Here is a 19,268-nt window from a genome sequence, read left to right on the forward strand (position 1 = left end):
GATTAAAAGGCTTAGATCATATCAATAGGCAAACGTTGATGGAAATTATCGAAGACAGGCACGGAAAACGCTCCACCATTATGGCTTCCCAGCTTCCTATAGAGGCCTGGCATCAAACCATCGGGGAACAGACTATTGCGGACGCTATTTTAGATCGCCTGGTACATACCGCACACCGGATTAATATTAAGGGAGAATCTATGCGGAAAAAACTAAGAAATAAAAGCTAACTTTACACCAAGAATGAATCGATTTTAAACACTTCATTTACACTGCTCACTTTTATCCGTTTTAGGTGGCTCACTTTGTCCGTTCTTTCCAGTTGAGGGTACAGATAATTGATTGGGTTTGTAATTAACAAAATACCCTGATTTAGGTCTGGAGATAATTAACCCTTGTGATTCCAGTTCCAGGTAGGCCTGAATAACCGTGTTCATACTAACCCCATATTCTCTCTTTAGATCTCTAAGAGAAGGCATTTTTTCCCCGGTCTTTATAGTGCCGCTTTGAATCTGATCTGATAATGTTTCGGCAATTTTTTGATATAGTGTAGTCTTCATTATAAAATCTGTATCCGTCAAAATTAATAAAATTGTATCTGTAACCATTCATTTTTTCTGCTTTATTTTGTTATAAAAATTACCTACTTGCTATGAATAAAAATCTATTAGCATATGTATCTCTTATTATCGTATGCTTAGTATGGGGCTCTACCTACTTTGCAATCCGAATAGGCGTAGCCACTTTTCCTCCCTTTCTATTTTCTGCTATTCGGCAAATCATGGCAGGAGGCATCATGCTGGTCGCATTAAAAATCATTGGAAAACTTCAGCTTAGAAGATCGGATTTACTTAATCAATCCATTACCGGTATTTTAATGGTCACTTTAGGCAATGGCGTAATTGGTTGGTGCGAACGTTACATTACCAGTGGACTGGCCGCATTGATATTATCACTTATTCCTGTATTTGTGGTAGTAATCAGCTATCTGTTTGGTTTTGATAGAAGAAGACCGCATATTTTGATCTTATTTGGATTGATATTGGGTTGTTTGGGAATCATACTCATTTTCAGGGATAATCTAAAAGATATTGCCAATCCTGAATATTTTCTAGGAATGCTTATTGCATTTGGAGCCTGCCTGGCATGGGCTTCGGGAAGTGTCTTCAGTAAGTTCAAAATTTTAAATCATAAAAATGTTTTCCAAAATGCAGCCTTACAACTGCTCACGGGAGGGATTACATTAGTGCTTTTTAGCCTCTTTTTAGACGACTACACAGAACTAAAAGTAATTTCAGGCAAAAGTATATGGGCATTGGCATACCTTGTCGTATTTGGCTCTATTATCGCTTACTCCAGTTTTGTATATGCCCTGAAACATTTACCCATTGGTGTCTCCTCTTTATACGCATACATCAATCCATTTATAGCCATTATGCTAGGGTATTTTTTCCTGAATGAACCCCTTACGGATATAACGCTATTAGCTTTAACCGCTACACTTTCCGGTGTGTATTGTATTAACAGAGGATATAGAAAAATGGTAATACAATGAGAATAGAACAAACCATCATAACAGATATTTCCATTGTTGAAAAAATATACACAGAAGCAATTGCATATCAACATCATCAAACTGGTTACAGTTGGTATCCATTCAGCTCATCTTTCATAAAACAAGAGATTGAAGAGAAAAGAAATTTTAAGGTAGTGACTGACGAAGATGAAATTGCAGGCGTTTTTTCCGTAATGAATGTTGACCCCATTATTTGGAATGATGATAAAGGAAAGGAAGCCATCTATCTACATCGAATGGCAATTCTCAACAATTACAGAGGGAAAAATATAGCTAAAAGAGTTGTAGAATGGGCTATGATTGAAGCCTTTAAATGCAAAAAGAAATTTATAAGAATTGATACTTGGGCCAGTAATAAGAAATTGATAACCTATTACCAAAACTTAGGGTTCCGGTTAATCGGGAAAAAACAATTGCCCCCTAAAAGTAATCTTCCTGCCCATTACAACAATATTGAAGTCAGCTTATTTGAAATAAAATTATGACAAACATACACATAGCACCATACCGTCCTGAATGGCAACCTTACTTTGAAAAATTCAACAAAGCTTGGATTGAAAAACATTTTGTATTGGAAGCTATTGACAACTATGTCCTAACTCATCCTGAAGAAGCTATTTTAAAAGATGGGGGAGAAATTTTATTTGCGCTTCATAATCAAACGGTAATAGGTGCAGTGGCACTGAAAAAAATAGACAATGCTACTATGGAACTTACCAAAATGGCTGTGGACGAGGCTTTTCACGGACTTGGGGCAGGTACAAAACTATGTAAATCAGCCCTGGAAAAAGCAAAAGAACTAGAAGTAAAAAAATTAGTGCTCTATACTCAATCTGCTTTAAAACCTGCTTTAAGCATTTATAAAAAATTTGGGTTTCAACAAATACCCATGGAACAGGGCATTTATAAAAGAGCAGACACTAAAATGGAATTAAACATAAAATAGTAAGCTATGGAAACAATGGCAATAGACATTCACAAAAATGATCAGAGTAAACAATCAGCATTCAATTATGATGATTTTAATTTTGGGACACAGCCTACCGATCACCTATTCCTGAGCGAATATGATCATGGAAACTGGAGGTCTCATAGAATTGTACCCACACAACATTTTTCATTAAGTCCTTTTGCGCTTTGTCTTCACTATGGGCAAACCGTTTTTGAAGGAATGAAAGCTTTTCGTCAAGATAACGGTCAAGTACATATTTTTCGCCCCGAAAAGCATCACCAACGTTTCAATCGTTCTTTGGAGCGTATGTGCATGCCGCCCATAGAAAAAGAGCTTTTCATCAATGCTTTGGAAGAATTAGTAAGGCTTGAACAGCATTGGATTCCACAGGATAAAGAAGTAAGTCTATATATCCGCCCGTTTGTTTTTGCTACGGAGCCACGTTTGGGGGTTAAAGTGGCTGACAACTATACGTTTTGTATTACCTGTACCCCGATGGGGCTGTACTATCCCAAACCGGTAAAGGTAAAAGTTGAAACCGAATACGTTAGGGCAGCAGAAGGCGGTGTGGGCTACGTAAAATGTGGCGGAAACTACGGAGCTGCCTTTTACCCTACACAACAGGCAAAAGAAAAGGGGTTCGATCAAATTATCTGGACAGATGCCAAAACACATCAGTTTTTGGAAGAAGCCGGAACTATGAATATGATGGTAATGCTCAAGGATACACTCATCACTCCACGTTTAAGTACTTCTATCCTGGATGGGGTAACCCGAAATTCCATTATCCAGATTGCCAGGGATAAAGGAATGAAGGTGGAAGAACGGGCTATTAGCTATCAAGAGCTGGAAGATGCGTTTAATGCCGGAAATCGAGTGGAACTTTTTGGTGTGGGTACTGCAGCAGTCATTTCCCCTGTATATAGCATTCAGATACAAGACAAAGACTATTCCCCTTATATAGGGGACGATGCTATGATGTTTCAACTGAAAACAGCTTTGGAGAACATCCGAAAAGGAAGAACTAAAGACACCCACTCGTGGAATCACTTTATCTAAAATAAGCATCGTATGAATGAAAAAGATCAATATCCAATAGGCCGATATAAAGAAAACCTGGAATTGCATCAGCAGATGCAACAACAATGGATTGCTACTATTGCATCATTGCCTTTCCGTATCAAAGAAGAAGCACAGTCGCTCACGCAGCTTCAATTGGACACCCCGTACCGGGAAAATGGTTGGACAGTCAGGCAGGTTATTCATCATCTGGCAGACAGTAATATAAATTGTTTTGCACGTATCAAATTTGCGTTGACCGAAGAAAATCCAAGTATTAAACCTTTTGCAGAAAAGCCTTGGGCAGACCTGTTTGATGCCAAACTAACAGACATTGAACCTTCTCTAAAAATTCTCGAAGGGATTCATGAGCGCTGGGTTGCTCTTTTGGAAAATCTGGAAGAAAAAGATTGGCAAAAATCTTTTTTTCATCCTGAACTCCAAAAAAACCAGACTATAGCTCAGGCAATGGACAAATACAGTTGGCACTGCGAACATCATTTGGCGCACATTGTAAATACAAAAGAAAAAATGGGATGGAATTGAAGAAAAACTACAGCATAAAAACAGGGTATAACAATATGGATATCCAGGCTATTCACCAATTTCTATGCATGGAGAGCTATTGGGCAAAAGGGATTTCTAAGGAACAGGTTGAAAAAGCATTGCAGCACTCTTTTTGTATCGGAGTGTTTCTAGCCGACAAACAAATAGGCTTTGCCAGACTGATTACGGATTATACCACATTTGCTTATTTGGCAGATGTGTATATTCTGGAACAGCACCGAGGAGAAGGACTCTCCAAAAAACTGATGGAATATATAATGAGTTTAGACAACGTAAAAGGAATGAGAAGGATATTATTGGCTACACTCGATGCACACGCACTATATAGCAAATTCGGTTTCCAATCTCCTGAAAACCCGGAAAGACTTATGGAGATAAAAAGAAATAATTTATACAGCAAATAGCTGTTGAAATAACATAAAAGGTCGGATGGCTGAGTGGTTAGGCAAGGATACGCAATATCCTTTACAATGGTTCAAATCCATTTCCGACCTCAAATCAATAACCTTGGGGCGATTCCACAATTTATGAATCGAACCGCCTTTTTAAAATTTTGGGGCAGGCCTCGAAAAGAGAAACCCTCAATTAGGGATTAAAACTTTAGAAAATACAACCAATATTCATTTTCGAAAAATGAATATTTAGAATAGCAATAAATTTATGAATGTATATGATCTGCTTATAAATGATAAAGAAAAGGTTCTCCTTGATGAGGTCTTACTTGACTGTGAAAATCAAGATCAAATAAAGCAACTCATTAGGGAACACAAACACATTAACGAACTATCAAAATACGGGCTGCCTGTTAATAATAAAATTTTGCTTCACGGCAGTTCAGGATGTGGTAAAACAATGACTGCAAAAGCTATTGCAAGTAGTTTGGGTAAAAACATCCTTATACTCAATTTGAGCAATATTGTCTGTTCTCGAATAGGGGAAACATCAAAAAACCTCAAACAGATTTTTGATAAAGCAGGCAGGGAAAAGTCGGTGTTGTTTTTAGATGAATTTGACCAGGTAGGCAAAGCAAGGGGAAACGATGAGAAGGATGTAGGGGAAATGAGAAGATTAGTAAATACCATTATCCAATTAATGGATTATTTGCCTGAAAATGCCTTGTTGATTTGCGCCACGAATCATAAGGAAATGATTGACACAGCATTGATAAGGAGATTTCAGATTAGGATTAAATACAGCTTGCCTAGCAAGGAATTATTAGACAGCTATTACAACAAATTGCTGGCTGTATTTCCCGAAAATATACAAACTATTAAAAGGGATTATAATCTATCATTTGCTGAAGCTAAAGATTATACCTACACACTTATAAAATCTATGTTGCTGGATGAGTTAGGGCAACAGGAAAAAGCAATGCAATATGAACAGTGAAATAATACATAACCTGCAAACTATTCAACAGCGAATACAAAACGCCTGTACCGAAAGCAATCGTGATTGTAGTGAGGTAAAATTACTATTGGCCACCAAAACCGTTTCGCCAGAGCGTATTAAAGCAGCTTTAAATTCAGGACAAACATTGATTGCCGAAAATAAGGTGCAGGAATTAAAGGCTAAATACGATGCCTTAAAAGGCACCCCGCACATCAGTCATTTTATCGGGCATTTACAGACCAATAAGATCAAAGAAATTTTAAAACATGAGGTCTCTTGCATTCAATCCCTTGACCGGTTGGACTTAGCAGAGAAATTACAACAGCGATTGGAATTTGAGAACAAGGAAATAGAGGTTTTTATACAAGTAAACACTTCTAATGAAGAAAGTAAATTCGGTGTACATCCAAGCAAAGCTATTGACTTGGTGCAACAAGTAGCAAAATTCGATAGACTAAAAATAAAAGGATTAATGACCATAGGATTATTTAGTGCCGAAACGGAAAAAGTCCGTCAATGTTTCCGCTTACTGAAAAACATACAGCAGGAAATTATTGCTTTAAATATCCCCAACGTCGTAATGAAGGAATTGTCAATGGGAATGAGTGCAGATTTAGAAACAGCCATAAAAGAAGGGGCTACAATAGTCAGGGTGGGCACAGCAGTCTTCGGGCAGCGTATGTACCCTGACAGTTATTATTGGAATGAAAATAAAGCATACCTATGAATGTCCATTATTTACAACACGTACCCTTTGAAGGTTTAGGAGCTATTAAAATCTGGTTGGATGACAAAGAACACAAAATATCCTCCACAAAATTTTATGATCCCGGGTTTCTACTACCTGATATTTCAGAGATAGATGCCTTGATTGTACTGGGAGGCCCAATGGGTATTTACGAAGAATCGGTATATCAATGGTTAAAGGCAGAAAAATTGTTTATCAAATCCTGTATAGCCGCAGGTAAAAAAGTATTGGGAATTTGTTTGGGTGCACAACTCATTGCGGATTGTTTAGGTGCAAAAGTATCTCCTGCCACTCATAAAGAGATAGGTTGGTTTCCGGTTTTTCCTACCGAAGAAAGTAAAAAGCTACCTTGGTTTTATAAGCTGTTCAGCAATAACCCCATCGTCTTTCACTGGCACGGAGACCGGTTCGATATTCCTGATAACGGAAGTTTAGACCTATTGTATTCAGAAGCTAATGCGCATCAGGCTTTTTACTACAATAAAAATGTAATAGGACTTCAATTTCATTTGGAAGTAACACAAACCAGCTTATTGCAAATGCTTGAAAATGGAAAAGAAGACATAGAACCGCTTTCTTATGTACAATCTGAAGCAGAAATCCATACAGGGGTACAAAACACAAGTACGTGCAACACACTTATGAATGAATTTTTAAATAATTGGTTCTATGAAAACAATCAGTAACGAACGAAAAAAGCAACTACAGGAAAGTTTTAATCGTTCCAAAATGATGGAATTATTTGGAGCAGAAATAACCGGAATTGGCGAGGGCTATTTTGAAATTACCGTTGCTAAACAAGAATTTATGGCTCGCCCCGCAGGAATGTTCAACGGCAGTACCATTGCTACTTTAGTAGATGTTTCCTCTGGTTATGCAGGAGCTTCGGCAAAACCGGAAGACAGTTACTTTACTACGGTTGAATTAAAAGTGAATTATCTAAACCCCGCTTTTGGAGAACAATTGGTGGCTAAAGCGCAGGTGGTAAAAAACGGAAAAGTACTTACTGTGGTACGTTCGGATGTATTTAGTATTACGAATAAAGGCGAGGAAACACTAGCGGCAACTTCATTAGTAACCTTAATGCAGTTATCTAAAAAAGCGCCTGACAAACAAATAGACTGAACGAATTATGGAAATAACCAATATCAACACCTTTCTGGACTATTACGGAAAAATCAGGGAACGGACGAACCGATTGATAGCTGTTATTCCACCAGAATACATGGATTGGGCGTATAGACCCGGAAAGTTTACCATAGCCGACCAAATACGTCATATTGCAGCAATAGAAAGATATATGTTTGCCGAAACCATTTTAGGAAAGCCATGTAGCTATAGCGGTTGTGGTAAAGAATTAGCAGATGGATACAATGAGATAATCGGGTATTTTAATGAGAAACACGAGGAAGCATTAGCTATTTTAAAAAAGCTTAGCAATGATGATTTGCAACGAAAATGCCTGACACCAGCCAATACACCTATTACGGTATGGAAGTGGCTTCGTGCAATGACCGAACACGAAATTCATCACAGAGCACAGCTTTATATTTATCTGAACCTGTTGGATGTAAAGACACCGCCAATGTTTGGATTGAGTTCAGAAGAAATTATTCAAAACAGTCGATTAAAATAAACGGATATGAATACAGATTTTGCACAGGAGTGGCTCATGGCGTGGAACAGTCACGATTTGAATAAAATAATGGAGCATTACAGCGAAAAAATTGATTTTGTATCTCCTATTATCCAGCAAATGGGAATAAACGCAGAAGGTAAAATTTCCAATAAAAGTGATTTAAAGGATTATTTTTCAAAAGCCCTGCAAAAATACCCCGACCTGCACTTTGAATTATATCACGAACTCAAAGGATCTCATTCAATCGTTTTGTTTTACCGAAGTGTAAATAACTCCTTTTCGGCAGAATATATGGAATTGAATAATGAAGGAAAAGTAAGTAAAGTAAGAGCACATTATAAAATCCAGTAAGAAAATGGAATACACAAAAATGAATTGGAATAGGAGTGCCTTGATCATCATTGACATGCAAAAGGATTTTGCAAAAAAAGATGGTGCATCATATATACAGGGAACCGAAGACGTTACGGAAAATATTGCCAAACTGGCATCTGTATTTCGTAACTGCCAACTTCCGGTCATACACGTCATTAGACTTTATAAAGAGGATGGCAGTAATGCTGAGCTATGCAGAAAGAGCTTGTTTCAAGATGGTAAAAAAATCGTTTCCCCGGGTAGTAATGGAGCTAAAATAGTTACGGAATTATTACCCGAAAATGCGGAAAATTATTCAGATATATCGCTGCTAAACGGTCAGATTATACCAATAGCCCCTTATGATTTTATAGTCTATAAACCTCGCTGGGGAGCTTTCTATAGCACACAATTAGATGATTGGCTTACCAGTCATCAAATCAATTCGTTGTTGATTGCAGGCTGCAATTTCCCCAATTGCCCCAGAGCTACCATATATGAAGCTAGTGAAAGAGATTACCATATTAGTATTGTTCCTGAGACTATCTCCGGAATTTACCCCAAAGGTATCGATGAATTGAAAGGGATAGGTGTAGGTATTTGCTCCGTTAAAGAATTAAAAAATATAATCAAAACCAAAAGAGATGAATAGTTATTTGGAAAGCATTAAAAAACAGTTTCTCTATTATAAAATGTTAGGAGAAAAAGCGATGGAACAACTAACTGAAGAACAATTGTTTTGGCAATACAATGAAGAAAGCAATAGCATCGCCATTCTAGTAAATCATATTGCTGGAAATATGTTATCAAGATTTACCGATTTTCTAACCACAGATGGAGAAAAGGGCTGGCGTAATAGGGATTCTGAATTTACGAATTCATTTTTGAACAAAACAGAAATGATGAACTATTGGAATAAAGGATGGGAATGTCTCTTAACTACGCTTGAACAATTATCAGAAAAAGACTTGGAAAAAATTATTTATATACGGAATGATGGCCATACCGTAGTAGAAGCCATTAATAGACAATTAGCTCACTACCCATATCATATTGGTCAGATGGTTTTCATTGCCAAAATGCTGAAAAACGAAGCGTGGAATACATTATCCATAGCCAGAAATAAATCAGGAGATTACAACAATCGAAAATTTTCACAGGAGAAAAGCAAAAGACATTATACAGATGACTTATAACCTCTAAAAATTATGATTACAAATACAGAAAATACCCTTCACTACACATGGGGAAATCATTGTGATGCCTGGACATTAATACAATCAGACCAAGTCATCATCAAAGAAGAAAAAATGCCACTAAATACGGAAGAACAAACACATTATCATAATGAAACTGCGCAATTCTTTTATATTCTTGAAGGCGTTGCAACATTTCTACTCAACAAAAAAGAAATTGTTGTAAAACAAAATGAAGGGATTAAAATTGAAAAAAAACAATTTCATAAAATTTGTAATAGACACTCAGAATACCTACGTTTTTTAGTGATATCATTTCCTGGCAATCCTATGGATAGAATCAATTTATAATCCTATAAAACAACCTGAATATTATAAAAAGGAAGAATATATAATTAACTGTAAGAATAGAGTCCGCAAATGAATTATCTTGAAAAATGCAAACAAATCATATCCACTTGAATGGCTCGATCTACTTATTACAGTCACGCTCAACCCTTCCAAAACAGATATAGGGGCAATTACCGATGTGCAGTTAAATAATATTATCCTTCGAATTTCTGAAGAAAATCTTCGTTTACAACTACTCATAAAAAGCCAGGTCTTTTCCACAAACAAGGAAAATGAAATAAAACTGCTTATCAAACAATACCACTCTTCCTTTATCATATTATTAAATCAAACTCTAGAAAATCAAAAAGCGGCAATCCCAAGGAAATTAATTTTAAAGAATACCTATAAGAGCTTACTTGTAAATATTGACGAACTTCTTTCTTTCATAGAAACCCACTTTGCCAATTATCTAAGCCCTGAAGAAGAGGTCCCAGAAACCTATCTTTCGGTAACACGTAAAGAGCTCAGGAAAAAATTGGATAGATTAAAATCAAAACATAAAAGAATTACAAATCCTGTTATGGATATTGTATTAAAGAGATTATATCGTTTTACAGACACCAACTTGAGATATAAAATAGCTTTTAGAGATATTTTTTACAAAAAAGATCTGGTACGGGGGTTGGAAGAAATAGATTGGAATTCAGTAAATAATAAAGCTTTTTCTCCTATTGATGAGCTACTAATCTATTTAAATTTCAACAGTAAAGGCTACATTAATTTACTTACTGAACGTATTTCTCAATGTATTAATAGCTGTGATAATTCTATTGAGAAAATGGATAGATTGCTATACTATTACAAAGCTTTCAACCAATTACATCGCAAGCCAAGTTTGGTACTGAACCCTAACTATCATGATCTGGAAACAATTTTGGGAAATTGGTTTACACAAGAGATTCTTTACCTAGAAAAGAAATTACATCTATCAGTTGTCCCGCTGCAAAGTAAAAAGGAAAACCCAGTAGAAAAGCAATCAACCGCAAAGGAGAAGCAGAAAGTGCTTTGTATGCTTTCTACTGACCAGATAGGGCTTATCCTTCGTGCTTCCGATGAGCTACGAATATTGGTTGCAAAGTCAATGAGCCAGATATTTAAAACTATAGTACCCCATTTATCAACCCCTTATAAAGAAGACCTGTCCTACGATGGCATGCGTAGCAAATCGTATGTAGCAGAAGAACGAGACAAACAAATAGCCATTGAAACCCTGGAACGAATTATTAAAAAAATCAAAGAATATTAAAACCACTATACTATGAAAAAACTATTTCTCATATTCATTATCATCCCTGTGATTGGGTGTCAAACAAATCAAAAACCTGATAAGGAGACTGTCTTAAAAAGAATCAATGATGATCTAAACTTTCCACGTACTATTGATTATGAAATCTTTTGTAGTGATCCTGCTCATGCTAAAAAGTTGCTGGATTTAAAGCTTGATGAGAAAGGAATGGTTGCCATTCAAAAAACACAAAGATTAAAAGATATCGGTTCACCGTTAATCTCTTTTACCGAAGCAGCCCAACCGTATCTGATTAAACCTACAGCAAAGGAAAGGAAGCTCGACATTCAAAAAGTAAAGATTGCAGAAGAAACCATAGATAACATCAAACTCGGAAACAGTTCTGAATCCAATGGAAAAACATCTATCCCGGTGACTTATACAGTAACCTGTACCAATATCACCCCATTTTCTGTCTTGATGAAACGTGATTTTTCCAAACCGATTGATCGCTCCGCTACACTACGTTTCACAGATGGCAAATGGAAACTGATAAAGCCATAAAAATCATTTTTCCATATCATAGTTACAAAAGAGAACTTTTTAAGAATGTTCTCTTTTTTTTGAATAATCTCTTCACGAAAGACATCTATTTCATTAAGGTTCCAATGGTTACAAAAAGGTTCCAGCCAAAAGTTGGACTTGTAGCGCCCTGCCTGCCTTCGTTTCTTTGCTATCGAGATTAATGTAAACGACCCGACATTAAATGCCGAGTTGAATTGTAGAACGATAAAATGAGAGGCGTATGTTTACCCAGATTTCATGGACAGACTACCTGTTGGCGGTCTCCATACTACTAGCTATTTATTATTTGTTTGTTGGGGTACGGTATTTTTCCGATAACCTTAAAGCCCTGTTGGCAGGAAAACGAAAACTCCCCCAAAAGACATCCCCGTGTCCCGGTTTTCCTGATCATCATCCCACTCTGGAAAATGAAGCTTCAGAAAATATTTCGGTATCTACAGATGAATATACCGATGACGAATTCGCAGAAGTAGAATACCTGATCGAAAAAGTGAAAACGATGATTGCCGATGCGCTTGGCAAACAACTTGTCAAGGAAGAATTCAGGAAGTACCTACGCCTTGTCCTTAAAGAATTTCCCTCCGTAAAAACATCCGTACTCCGTCCTTCGGTCAATGAACTGATTGTATCGGAGTGCGAAAAACAAGGGATTGGTGCCTTTAATGAAGATGAAGTGGATGCGTTGTGGAGCGAGGAAAGGTAGCAATCCCAGCGGAACGTGTTTCCCTGTTCAACCCCGGGCGTAAGGCGATGTGTGACAGAATGGATGGGTCAGTAACGGCGAAACCGTTCCGCTTTTTATTTCTAAAAAACTTTTGATTTTAAACTTTAAAAATGTGAGTTATGAAAATGTGCAGTAAGAAAACAACAAAGTTTAACCGAAAAAAGGTTATTACCATTTGTGCCGCTATGGCATTATTAGCCATTCAATACAGTGCTTATGCACAGGATGGTATTGAGGGGATCAACGAAGCCAACACCAAAGTACGCAGCTACTTTGCCGCAGGCACCAACCTGATGTATGCCGTAGGTGCATTGCTAGGCTTAATCGGCGCCGTAAAGGTCTATCAAAAATGGAACAACGGCGATCAGGACACCGGAAAGGTAGCGGCCGCCTGGTTTGGTAGTTGTATTTTTCTGGTGGTTGTGGCTACCGTCATCCAGTCGTTCTTCGGTATCTAAAATCCCTGAAGTATGCAGACGCAATTAAAAGAAAAGTTGTGGGCGTTTATCGTCCACAACAATCCCGAATTGATGTTCAATTTGCAGGAAGACTATTCGGTGACCAGCTATCTGGATTCAAAAATAAAGGACATTATGCCTTTGGCGGAACAATTACTTTCTGAAAACCGACCCGATTATGTTGTGGAAGAATTATGTCTGGAGCAGATGACTGAAGAGCTTAAACCTTCCCGTTACCACTACCTCCTTTCCATACTTGAAGAAGAATTTTCTGCCGACTATGAGCGGTTACGGGAAAGCGGCACGCTCACCTATGAAGTCGTCAACCTGATTGCTTACTGCAAGGACATTTTTGACGGATACGGATTCAATGCAGCAAATGAAGAGGACAGGCAGCTACGGTACACTGTCATCGGACAGGTACACGAATATCTGAGTTAACTACCAATACGAAAAAGCCGGTCATTAGGAAAAGAGGACGGCTTTACAGCCATAAAGGAATTGTGAGAATGAAAAATGTGTGGATATGGCTTACAATATTTCAGAAAAACTACAGGACAATATCAGGGCGATCCGAATCGCCCTGAGCCATCAAGACGGTAAAGAACTAAGTCCGGATGAAGTCTCGAACCTGAAAAAATTCTCAGGTTTTGGAGGGATCAAGGCTATCCTATACCCTTATGGTACACAGGAAGAATGGTCAGCCAATGGGGCTACCAAAGAAGACCTGAAACACCATGCAGATATTATGGAGCTGCATGACCTGCTAAAGGAAAACTATACCGAAACTCAATATCGGGAAATTATTTCTTCTTTGCGCAATAGTGTGCTGACCGCCTTTTATACCCCGCAGGTAGTTCCCGAAACCTTATACACTGTTCTGGCAGCACAAAATCTGCACCCCAAACGATTGTACGAACCTTCGGCAGGTTCCGGTATTTTTATCAGTGAAGCGGTAAAGGCTTTTCCTGAATTGGAACAGATTACCGCCGTAGAGAAAGATACCCTTTCCGGGTTGGTACTCTCTGCCATCAACAGTACGCTTCCTGTTCCGGCAGAAACCCATATCACCGGTTTTGAAGAAACCCCGATAACCGAAAATTCCAGCTATGACCTTATCGTCAGCAATATTCCGTTCGGCAATTTTTCGGTATATGATGAGGTTTATCCCAATAAAGCACTATCTGGAAAAATACACAATTACTTTTTTGCCAAGGGATTAGACAAACTAGCTGATGGCGGTCTCATGGCTTATATTACCACCGATGCTTTCTTAAACAGCCCGTCCAATCAAAAAGCGAGGGAATACCTATTCGAAAAAGCGGATTTTATAAGCCTATCAGTTATGCCCGACAACCTGATGAAGGATACCGGCAATACCGAAGCTCCCAACCACCTATTGATTGTTCAAAAGAATGCAACAAAAGAAACCCTATCCGAAGAAGAAACCTTACTGGTGACTACCGTATCATTAGAGAATGAATATGGAACCTACCATAGCAATAGCTATATTCAACAGCATCGGGATATCATTACGGGAAATACCCTCCAACCGGGTAAAAATCAATACGGACAGGCACACGAAACCGTATGGCAGCAAGGCGACCTCAATGACATTCGTGAAAAACTTGGACAGACGATTACCGAAGGTTTTAATACCCGTTTAAATCGGGAGCGTTATTTCCAAAGTCAATCCCTACCAATAGAAAAACAGGAATTTGGTGGCAGGAAGCTGACTTATCTTCCGATGCCTGAGAATAAAGCAGAAACCGTTTCGGTACAGTTAGGGCTTTTTGATACGGCACCGGCAGAACAGATCAACCGTGCCATAGCCTATATCAACCCTTTGGATGCCACCGTCGTTCGAAAAGAAAGTGCACGGCTTATCAGTACCATTCGTACTACTGATAAGCCTACGCACGAGAGTATTGTACTCTTGGCAGCCAAACAACAAAAATCCAATCGCTACCTATATAAACTATATTCCAACGTCAAGGAGATTGATCATTTCTCCGCCAACTGGATGGATGCCCGCTTATTGGGACATGAACTGCAAAACCTGTCCGGGGAATTGCAAGGGTTTGGCCATGCGTTTACTTACGAAGGTGATCAAACCTTAGAAGGAGTATTTCAATTAAACGGGCAGGCAGCACGTCCCTTTACCAATATACACCCGTTTCATAAAGAAGGTACACTGATCGTTTATCAGGGACAAGTGGGTACGCTTTCCGAAATTGATAATGATTTTAAAAATGCGGTGTTCCAACCCCTGGGTATGCAAACCGATAAGCGTTTCTATGAACACTATATAACCCTTCGGGATGAGTACCTAAAAATTTCCGAAAAAGAAACTACAAGAACTCCGGTTCCCCAAACCGAACGGGATGAGTTGAACCAGCGTTATGATCAATTTATTTCCCAATATGGGCAGTTAAACAGCCAAGGTAACCGTAGACGCATATTGGAAGATATCGCTTTCGGTTTGACCATGTTATCCTCTTTGGAACGCAGGGAAGGTGAACATTTTGTCAAGTCCGATATGCTGACCAGCACTGCTCAGGTATCCGTAAAACGTTTTGTCACCGATGACCCGATTGAAGCCCTGGCACATAGCCTGAATGATACCGGAAAGGTGGATATCGGGTTTATTGGTGCGGCCATGGGATTGGAGGAACCGGAAACCATTGCCCATTTGGGCGAGCATATTTACCTGAACCCGGTAAGCAAAGATTGGGAAACCGCAGATCAGTTCCTGAGCGGTAACGTAGTGGAAAAATTACGACAGGCAAAACAACAAACGGGTGCTGAGAATGATACCCCACAAGTACAAAGAAGCCTGACCGCTTTGGAAAAAGTTCAACCCGAACGCATCCCTTTCGAACTATTGGATTTTAACCTGGGCGAACGCTGGATTCCCGTAAGCTATTACGAACGTTTTGCTGCGGAACTCTTCGAGCAACATACGGGTATCAATTATTTTCCTTCATTGGATGCCTTTAAGGTCACCACCGGGATGAATACCAAAGTAGCCCGGGAATTTGCCGTCACCCCGAAAAGCGGACGGACTACCTACGGCTATACCTTGCTGGAACATGCTTTGGAAAATACAACACCGTTTTTCACCTATGAGGTATCCGTTGGCGATGGCAAAAGCATACGGGTGCCCGATAATGAAGCCATTCAACTGGCGCACCAAAAGATCGACCAGATACGCAATGGCTTTATAGATTGGCTCAAAGAATTGCCGGATACCGATAAAAAGCATATCGAAAACCTGTACAACGATACCTTCAATTGTTATGTATTACGGGAATTTGACGGTAGTCACCTGAACTTTCCCGGACTGGACAAAAAGGCTTTGGGCATTGAAGATTTGTACAGCAGTCAGAAAAATGCTGCCTGGCGCATTATCCAAAACAGGGGCGCACTGATCGATCACGAAGTGGGATTGGGAAAAACCCTCACCATGATTGTTTCCGCTCAGGAAATGAAACGGCTCGGTATTGTCCAAAAACCGATGATCCTTGCCCTGAAAGCCAATGTCAATCAAATTGCGGAAACCTATCGAAAAGCCTATCCCCACGCCCGGATATTGTCCCCGGGGCAAAATGATTTTACCCCCACTAAAAGGCTACGCTTATTCCATGAAATCAAAAACAACAACTGGGATTGTATTATCCTTACCCATGACCAGTTTGGTAAAATACCACAGTCTCCGGAAATGCAGCAACAGATCTTCCGGACGGAACTGGATCATATCGAACGTGACCTGAATACTGTCAGGGAGTTGGGCGGGGCGATTTCCAAAAAGATGCTCAAAGGACTGGAAATACGAAAAAACAACCTCGAAGGAAAATTAAAAACGGTACTCAAAGACATTGAAGAAAAGAAAGATACGGGCATCAACTTTAAGGAAATGGGTGTTGACCATTTGTTTGTGGACGAATCCCATAAATTCAAAAACCTGACCTTTACCACACGTCATAACCGAGTGGCCGGATTGGGCAATATGGCAGGCAGCCAAAAAGCACTTAATATGCTTTTTGCCGTGCGCACTTTGCAGGAGCGTTTCAATTCCGACCTCTGTGTGACCTTCTTATCGGGTACACCCATTTCCAACAGCCTGACGGAAATGTACCTACTATTCAAATACCTACGCCCTAAAGAAATGGAACGCCAACGCATTGAGAATTTTGACGGCTGGGCAGCGGTATTTGCCCGCAAAACCACCGACTTTGAGTTTAGTGTTACCAATGAAATCATTGCCAAAGAACGCTTCCGTCATTTTATCAAAGTTCCTGAGTTGGCTTTGTTCTATAACGAGATTACCGATTACAAAACCGCCAAACACATCAACCTGGACAAACCGGAACTCAGGGAAACCCTGGTCAATATTCCGCCTACACCACAGCAATCGGTCTTTATAAAAAACCTGATGCAATTCGCCAAGACCGGTGATGGAGAACTCATCGGGCGTGGCAGGCTGACCCCCGAAGAAGATAAAGGGCGTATGCTCATTGCAACCAATTACGCCAAGAAAATGGCAGCCGATATGCGATTGGTAGATGATTGGAAATACGGAGACCATCCGGATAACAAGGTGAACACCGCAGCAAGAAAGATCGCTGAAATTTATAATAATACCCAACCTCATAAAGGGACGCAGATTGTCTTTTCGGATATAGGAACCCCCAAACCGGACCGTTTTAATATTTATGATACCCTGAAGGAAAAACTGGTGAGGGATTTCCATATCCCTGCCGGGGAAGTCACTTTTATTCATGACTGGACGGATCGCAAGAAACCGGAACTTTTCCGTAAGATGAACCGGGGTGAAATCCGCATCCTGCTTGGAAGTACGGAAAAAGCGGGTACCGGTTTGAATGTACAGGAGCGTGTGGTGGCGATACACCATTTGGATATTCCCTGGAAGCCTTCGGAACTGGAACAGCGCAACGGCCGTGGGGCAAGGCAGGGTAACCGTATTGCCAAAGAATATTATGGCAATCAGGTACAGAATTTCGTCTATGCCGTGGAGCAATCGCTGGACAACTACAAATTCAACTTGCTTAAAAACAAACAGACCTTCATTTCCCAAATGAAAAACAGTGAACTCAATGTCCGTACCATTGATGAAGGGGCTGTAGATGAAAAAAGCGGTATGAACTTCTCCGAATACATCGCCATCCTTTCTGGGGATACCTCCCTTTTGGAAAAAAGCAAACTGGAAAAGAAAGTGGCGGTAATGGAAAGCCTGAAACATTCGCATTTTAGGGAACTCACCCGTCATAAATACCAGTTGGAAAAACTGCAAAACGATCATGCTTCCACGGAAAAAACACTCGGAAAGCTTTCTGACGATGCAGCCGTGTATAAAGACCGTCTCCAGATGACCAAAGAAGGTACTAAAGCTAACCCCATTCAATTGGACGGGAAAACTGGTCGGGACAGTGAAGCTATAGGCAAACACATTATCCAGTTGTATCAAAACTGGAAGCCAAAAGCCGGGCAGCACGAAGAAAAAATTGGTAACCTGTACGGTTTTCAGCTATACATCCGCAGGCAACAGGAAGCCTACGAAGAAAACGGATTGTTCGAATACCGGTATTCCAATAGCTTCTATGCACAAAGGGAAAGTGAGGGGATTAAATATACCTACAATAACGGTTTGCCCAATACGGATAATCCGAAACTGGCAGCACGGCATTTTTTAAATGCCATTGACCGGGTGGAGCATCTTAAAGAGCGGTATGAACGGAACCTTTTCGATCTGAAAACCGAACTTCCCAAGATTGAAAAACTCACCTCCAAACCTTTTACCAAGGAGCACGAGCTGCGGGAACTGAAAACAGAACTCGCCAATCTGGAACGGCAGATCGCCATTAAGATTCAGGAAAACCAGTTAAAGCAACACCAACCCAATGAACCGGATGAAGAACAAACCCCGGTCATCAAACTCGGGGAACATCAAACAAACGGGCATGCCGTCAAAGAGTCTGTAGTAGCTGCTTCGGCATCGGAGCGTCCCCGTAGCAGGATGCGATTGTAACATTAAAAAAGAAACGTATGGCAAATAGTGTGTATCAGGTCAATAAAGGAATTAACCGCAGTATCGAATTTAAGGGATTAAAAGCCCAATATATCTGGTATTTGGGTGGCGGTGTGGTAGGATTGCTCATCGTATTTGCCATCATGTATATCATCGGGCTGCCCACACTGGTATGTATCGGTGTCATTCTCGGCTTAGGCACCCTGCTGGTGATGAAGATCTACCGAATGAGCAATCAATACGGGGAATACGGACTTATGAAAACCCTGGCACGAAAACAGGTTCCCAAAGCGCTCCGCTCCAGAAGCCGCAGGGCATTTTTAAAACGATAAAAAAATAAGTAATAATCCG

24 protein-coding genes are annotated in these 19,268 nt (G+C 39.7%); 23 read left to right on the top strand and 1 reads right to left on the bottom strand.

Annotation, left to right across the window (positions count from 1 at the left end):
• A partial coding sequence (locus BT112_RS17305; RefSeq protein ID WP_175545815.1) for an ATP-binding protein occupies positions 1-230 on the top strand: 230 nt, incomplete at its 5' end.
• A 33-nt stretch (positions 231-263) separates the two neighbouring features.
• On the opposite strand, the gene BT112_RS17310 is transcribed toward BT112_RS17305, so the two are convergent.
• A complete protein-coding gene (locus BT112_RS17310; RefSeq protein ID WP_072318728.1) occupies positions 264-608 on the bottom strand; it encodes a GntR family transcriptional regulator in 345 nt (114 codons plus the stop codon).
• A gap of 44 nt (positions 609-652) precedes the next feature.
• Between BT112_RS17310 and BT112_RS17315 the strand changes: the two genes are divergently transcribed.
• The 22 genes from BT112_RS17315 (at position 653) to BT112_RS17420 (ending at position 19,249) form a co-directional block, all read left to right on the top strand.
• A complete protein-coding gene (locus tag BT112_RS17315) occupies positions 653-1,555 on the top strand; it encodes an EamA family transporter (protein ID WP_072318730.1) in 903 nt (300 codons plus the stop codon).
• The gene (locus BT112_RS17320) at positions 1,552-2,061 is read left to right on the top strand and encodes a GNAT family N-acetyltransferase (protein WP_072318732.1); all 510 of its coding nucleotides are present in this window, start codon (positions 1,552-1,554) and stop codon (positions 2,059-2,061) included. Before BT112_RS17315 ends, BT112_RS17320 begins: the two co-directional genes overlap by 4 nt.
• On the top strand, positions 2,058-2,522 hold the full coding sequence (locus tag BT112_RS17325) for a GNAT family N-acetyltransferase (RefSeq protein WP_072318734.1): 465 nt from the start codon (positions 2,058-2,060) through the stop codon (positions 2,520-2,522). The genes BT112_RS17320 and BT112_RS17325 overlap by 4 nt, the downstream gene beginning before the upstream one ends.
• A 6-nt stretch (positions 2,523-2,528) precedes the next feature.
• Positions 2,529-3,587, top strand: a complete 1,059-nt coding sequence (locus BT112_RS17330; protein WP_072318736.1) for a branched-chain amino acid aminotransferase — start codon at positions 2,529-2,531, stop codon at positions 3,585-3,587.
• A 12-nt stretch (positions 3,588-3,599) separates the two neighbouring features.
• Positions 3,600-4,133: a YfiT family bacillithiol transferase gene (locus BT112_RS17335; protein ID WP_072318737.1), complete on the top strand. Its 534-nt coding sequence runs from the start codon at positions 3,600-3,602 to the stop codon at positions 4,131-4,133.
• Positions 4,124-4,558, top strand: a complete 435-nt coding sequence (locus BT112_RS17340) for a GNAT family N-acetyltransferase (RefSeq protein WP_035133571.1) — start codon at positions 4,124-4,126, stop codon at positions 4,556-4,558. The genes BT112_RS17335 and BT112_RS17340 overlap by 10 nt, the downstream gene beginning before the upstream one ends.
• Positions 4,559-4,814: 256 nt before the next feature.
• The gene (locus BT112_RS17345; protein ID WP_072318738.1) at positions 4,815-5,543 is read left to right on the top strand and encodes an AAA family ATPase; all 729 of its coding nucleotides are present in this window, start codon (positions 4,815-4,817) and stop codon (positions 5,541-5,543) included.
• Positions 5,533-6,273, top strand: a complete 741-nt coding sequence (locus tag BT112_RS17350; protein ID WP_072318739.1) for a YggS family pyridoxal phosphate-dependent enzyme — start codon at positions 5,533-5,535, stop codon at positions 6,271-6,273. The genes BT112_RS17345 and BT112_RS17350 overlap by 11 nt, the downstream gene beginning before the upstream one ends.
• Entirely contained in the window at positions 6,270-6,980 is a 711-nt protein-coding gene (locus BT112_RS17355) for a type 1 glutamine amidotransferase (RefSeq protein ID WP_072318740.1), read from the top strand. The genes BT112_RS17350 and BT112_RS17355 overlap by 4 nt, the downstream gene beginning before the upstream one ends.
• Positions 6,964-7,419: a PaaI family thioesterase gene (locus tag BT112_RS17360; RefSeq protein WP_052123353.1), complete on the top strand. Its 456-nt coding sequence runs from the start codon at positions 6,964-6,966 to the stop codon at positions 7,417-7,419. Before BT112_RS17355 ends, BT112_RS17360 begins: the two co-directional genes overlap by 17 nt.
• Before the next feature lie 7 nt (positions 7,420-7,426).
• Positions 7,427-7,930, top strand: a complete 504-nt coding sequence (locus BT112_RS17365; RefSeq protein ID WP_072318741.1) for a DinB family protein — start codon at positions 7,427-7,429, stop codon at positions 7,928-7,930.
• A 6-nt stretch (positions 7,931-7,936) separates the two neighbouring features.
• The gene (locus BT112_RS17370; protein WP_072318742.1) at positions 7,937-8,284 is read left to right on the top strand and encodes a nuclear transport factor 2 family protein; all 348 of its coding nucleotides are present in this window, start codon (positions 7,937-7,939) and stop codon (positions 8,282-8,284) included.
• Between the two features lie 4 nt (positions 8,285-8,288).
• The gene (locus BT112_RS17375; protein WP_052123355.1) at positions 8,289-8,939 is read left to right on the top strand and encodes a cysteine hydrolase family protein; all 651 of its coding nucleotides are present in this window, start codon (positions 8,289-8,291) and stop codon (positions 8,937-8,939) included.
• Positions 8,932-9,483: a DUF1572 family protein gene (locus BT112_RS17380; protein WP_072318743.1), complete on the top strand. Its 552-nt coding sequence runs from the start codon at positions 8,932-8,934 to the stop codon at positions 9,481-9,483. The genes BT112_RS17375 and BT112_RS17380 overlap by 8 nt, the downstream gene beginning before the upstream one ends.
• A 12-nt stretch (positions 9,484-9,495) precedes the next feature.
• Entirely contained in the window at positions 9,496-9,834 is a 339-nt protein-coding gene (locus BT112_RS17385; RefSeq protein ID WP_072318744.1) for a cupin domain-containing protein, read from the top strand.
• Positions 9,835-9,913: 79 nt separating this feature from the next.
• A complete protein-coding gene (locus BT112_RS17390) occupies positions 9,914-11,122 on the top strand; it encodes a hypothetical protein (protein WP_072318745.1) in 1,209 nt (402 codons plus the stop codon).
• 12 nt (positions 11,123-11,134) lie between these two features.
• Entirely contained in the window at positions 11,135-11,665 is a 531-nt protein-coding gene (locus tag BT112_RS17395) for a hypothetical protein (protein WP_072318746.1), read from the top strand.
• A gap of 241 nt (positions 11,666-11,906) precedes the next feature.
• Positions 11,907-12,389, top strand: a complete 483-nt coding sequence (locus BT112_RS17400) for a hypothetical protein (RefSeq protein WP_072318747.1) — start codon at positions 11,907-11,909, stop codon at positions 12,387-12,389.
• A gap of 140 nt (positions 12,390-12,529) precedes the next feature.
• Positions 12,530-12,868 (top strand): DUF4134 domain-containing protein, encoded by a 339-nt coding sequence (locus BT112_RS17405; RefSeq protein ID WP_072318748.1) that lies wholly within the window; start codon positions 12,530-12,532, stop codon positions 12,866-12,868.
• A gap of 12 nt (positions 12,869-12,880) precedes the next feature.
• Positions 12,881-13,309 carry a hypothetical protein gene (locus BT112_RS17410; RefSeq protein WP_072318749.1) on the top strand — a complete coding sequence of 143 codons (429 nt, stop codon included), beginning with the start codon at positions 12,881-12,883 and terminating at the stop codon, positions 13,307-13,309.
• An 85-nt stretch (positions 13,310-13,394) separates the two neighbouring features.
• Positions 13,395-18,917 carry a helicase-related protein gene (locus BT112_RS17415; RefSeq protein ID WP_245777063.1) on the top strand — a complete coding sequence of 1,841 codons (5,523 nt, stop codon included), beginning with the start codon at positions 13,395-13,397 and terminating at the stop codon, positions 18,915-18,917.
• A 17-nt stretch (positions 18,918-18,934) separates the two neighbouring features.
• A complete protein-coding gene (locus tag BT112_RS17420; RefSeq protein WP_035133596.1) occupies positions 18,935-19,249 on the top strand; it encodes a DUF4133 domain-containing protein in 315 nt (104 codons plus the stop codon).
• Positions 19,250-19,268 lie beyond the last annotated feature (19 nt).

Origin of the sequence: Sinomicrobium oceani (assembly GCF_900119185.1) — a bacterium.
In the GTDB taxonomy this organism is placed as follows: Bacteria; Bacteroidota; Bacteroidia; order Flavobacteriales; family Flavobacteriaceae; genus Sinomicrobium; species Sinomicrobium oceani.

What these genes read in the sequence shown, in the direction of transcription:
- BT112_RS17410 (WP_072318749.1), top strand. Translation starts at nt 12,881, where the DNA reads ATGCAGACGCAATTAAAAGAAAAGTTGTGGGCGTTTATCGTCCACAAC.
- BT112_RS17320 (WP_072318732.1), top strand. Translation starts at nt 1,552, where the DNA reads ATGAGAATAGAACAAACCATCATAACAGATATTTCCATTGTTGAAAAA.
- BT112_RS17375 (WP_052123355.1), top strand. Translation starts at nt 8,289, where the DNA reads ATGGAATACACAAAAATGAATTGGAATAGGAGTGCCTTGATCATCATT.
- BT112_RS17355 (WP_072318740.1), top strand. Translation starts at nt 6,270, where the DNA reads ATGAATGTCCATTATTTACAACACGTACCCTTTGAAGGTTTAGGAGCT.
- BT112_RS17325 (WP_072318734.1), top strand. Translation starts at nt 2,058, where the DNA reads ATGACAAACATACACATAGCACCATACCGTCCTGAATGGCAACCTTAC.
- BT112_RS17365 (WP_072318741.1), top strand. Translation starts at nt 7,427, where the DNA reads ATGGAAATAACCAATATCAACACCTTTCTGGACTATTACGGAAAAATC.
- BT112_RS17330 (WP_072318736.1), top strand. Translation starts at nt 2,529, where the DNA reads ATGGAAACAATGGCAATAGACATTCACAAAAATGATCAGAGTAAACAA.
- BT112_RS17380 (WP_072318743.1), top strand. Translation starts at nt 8,932, where the DNA reads ATGAATAGTTATTTGGAAAGCATTAAAAAACAGTTTCTCTATTATAAA.
- BT112_RS17395 (WP_072318746.1), top strand. Translation starts at nt 11,135, where the DNA reads ATGAAAAAACTATTTCTCATATTCATTATCATCCCTGTGATTGGGTGT.
- BT112_RS17340 (WP_035133571.1), top strand. Translation starts at nt 4,124, where the DNA reads ATGGAATTGAAGAAAAACTACAGCATAAAAACAGGGTATAACAATATG.
- BT112_RS17405 (WP_072318748.1), top strand. Translation starts at nt 12,530, where the DNA reads ATGAAAATGTGCAGTAAGAAAACAACAAAGTTTAACCGAAAAAAGGTT.
- BT112_RS17315 (WP_072318730.1), top strand. Translation starts at nt 653, where the DNA reads ATGAATAAAAATCTATTAGCATATGTATCTCTTATTATCGTATGCTTA.
- BT112_RS17360 (WP_052123353.1), top strand. Translation starts at nt 6,964, where the DNA reads ATGAAAACAATCAGTAACGAACGAAAAAAGCAACTACAGGAAAGTTTT.
- BT112_RS17415 (WP_245777063.1), top strand. Translation starts at nt 13,395, where the DNA reads ATGGCTTACAATATTTCAGAAAAACTACAGGACAATATCAGGGCGATC.
- BT112_RS17345 (WP_072318738.1), top strand. Translation starts at nt 4,815, where the DNA reads ATGAATGTATATGATCTGCTTATAAATGATAAAGAAAAGGTTCTCCTT.
- BT112_RS17400 (WP_072318747.1), top strand. Translation starts at nt 11,907, where the DNA reads ATGTTTACCCAGATTTCATGGACAGACTACCTGTTGGCGGTCTCCATA.
- BT112_RS17350 (WP_072318739.1), top strand. Translation starts at nt 5,533, where the DNA reads ATGAACAGTGAAATAATACATAACCTGCAAACTATTCAACAGCGAATA.
- BT112_RS17310 (WP_072318728.1), bottom strand. Translation starts at nt 608, where the DNA reads ATGGTTACAGATACAATTTTATTAATTTTGACGGATACAGATTTTATA.
- BT112_RS17370 (WP_072318742.1), top strand. Translation starts at nt 7,937, where the DNA reads ATGAATACAGATTTTGCACAGGAGTGGCTCATGGCGTGGAACAGTCAC.
- BT112_RS17420 (WP_035133596.1), top strand. Translation starts at nt 18,935, where the DNA reads ATGGCAAATAGTGTGTATCAGGTCAATAAAGGAATTAACCGCAGTATC.
- BT112_RS17335 (WP_072318737.1), top strand. Translation starts at nt 3,600, where the DNA reads ATGAATGAAAAAGATCAATATCCAATAGGCCGATATAAAGAAAACCTG.
- BT112_RS17385 (WP_072318744.1), top strand. Translation starts at nt 9,496, where the DNA reads ATGATTACAAATACAGAAAATACCCTTCACTACACATGGGGAAATCAT.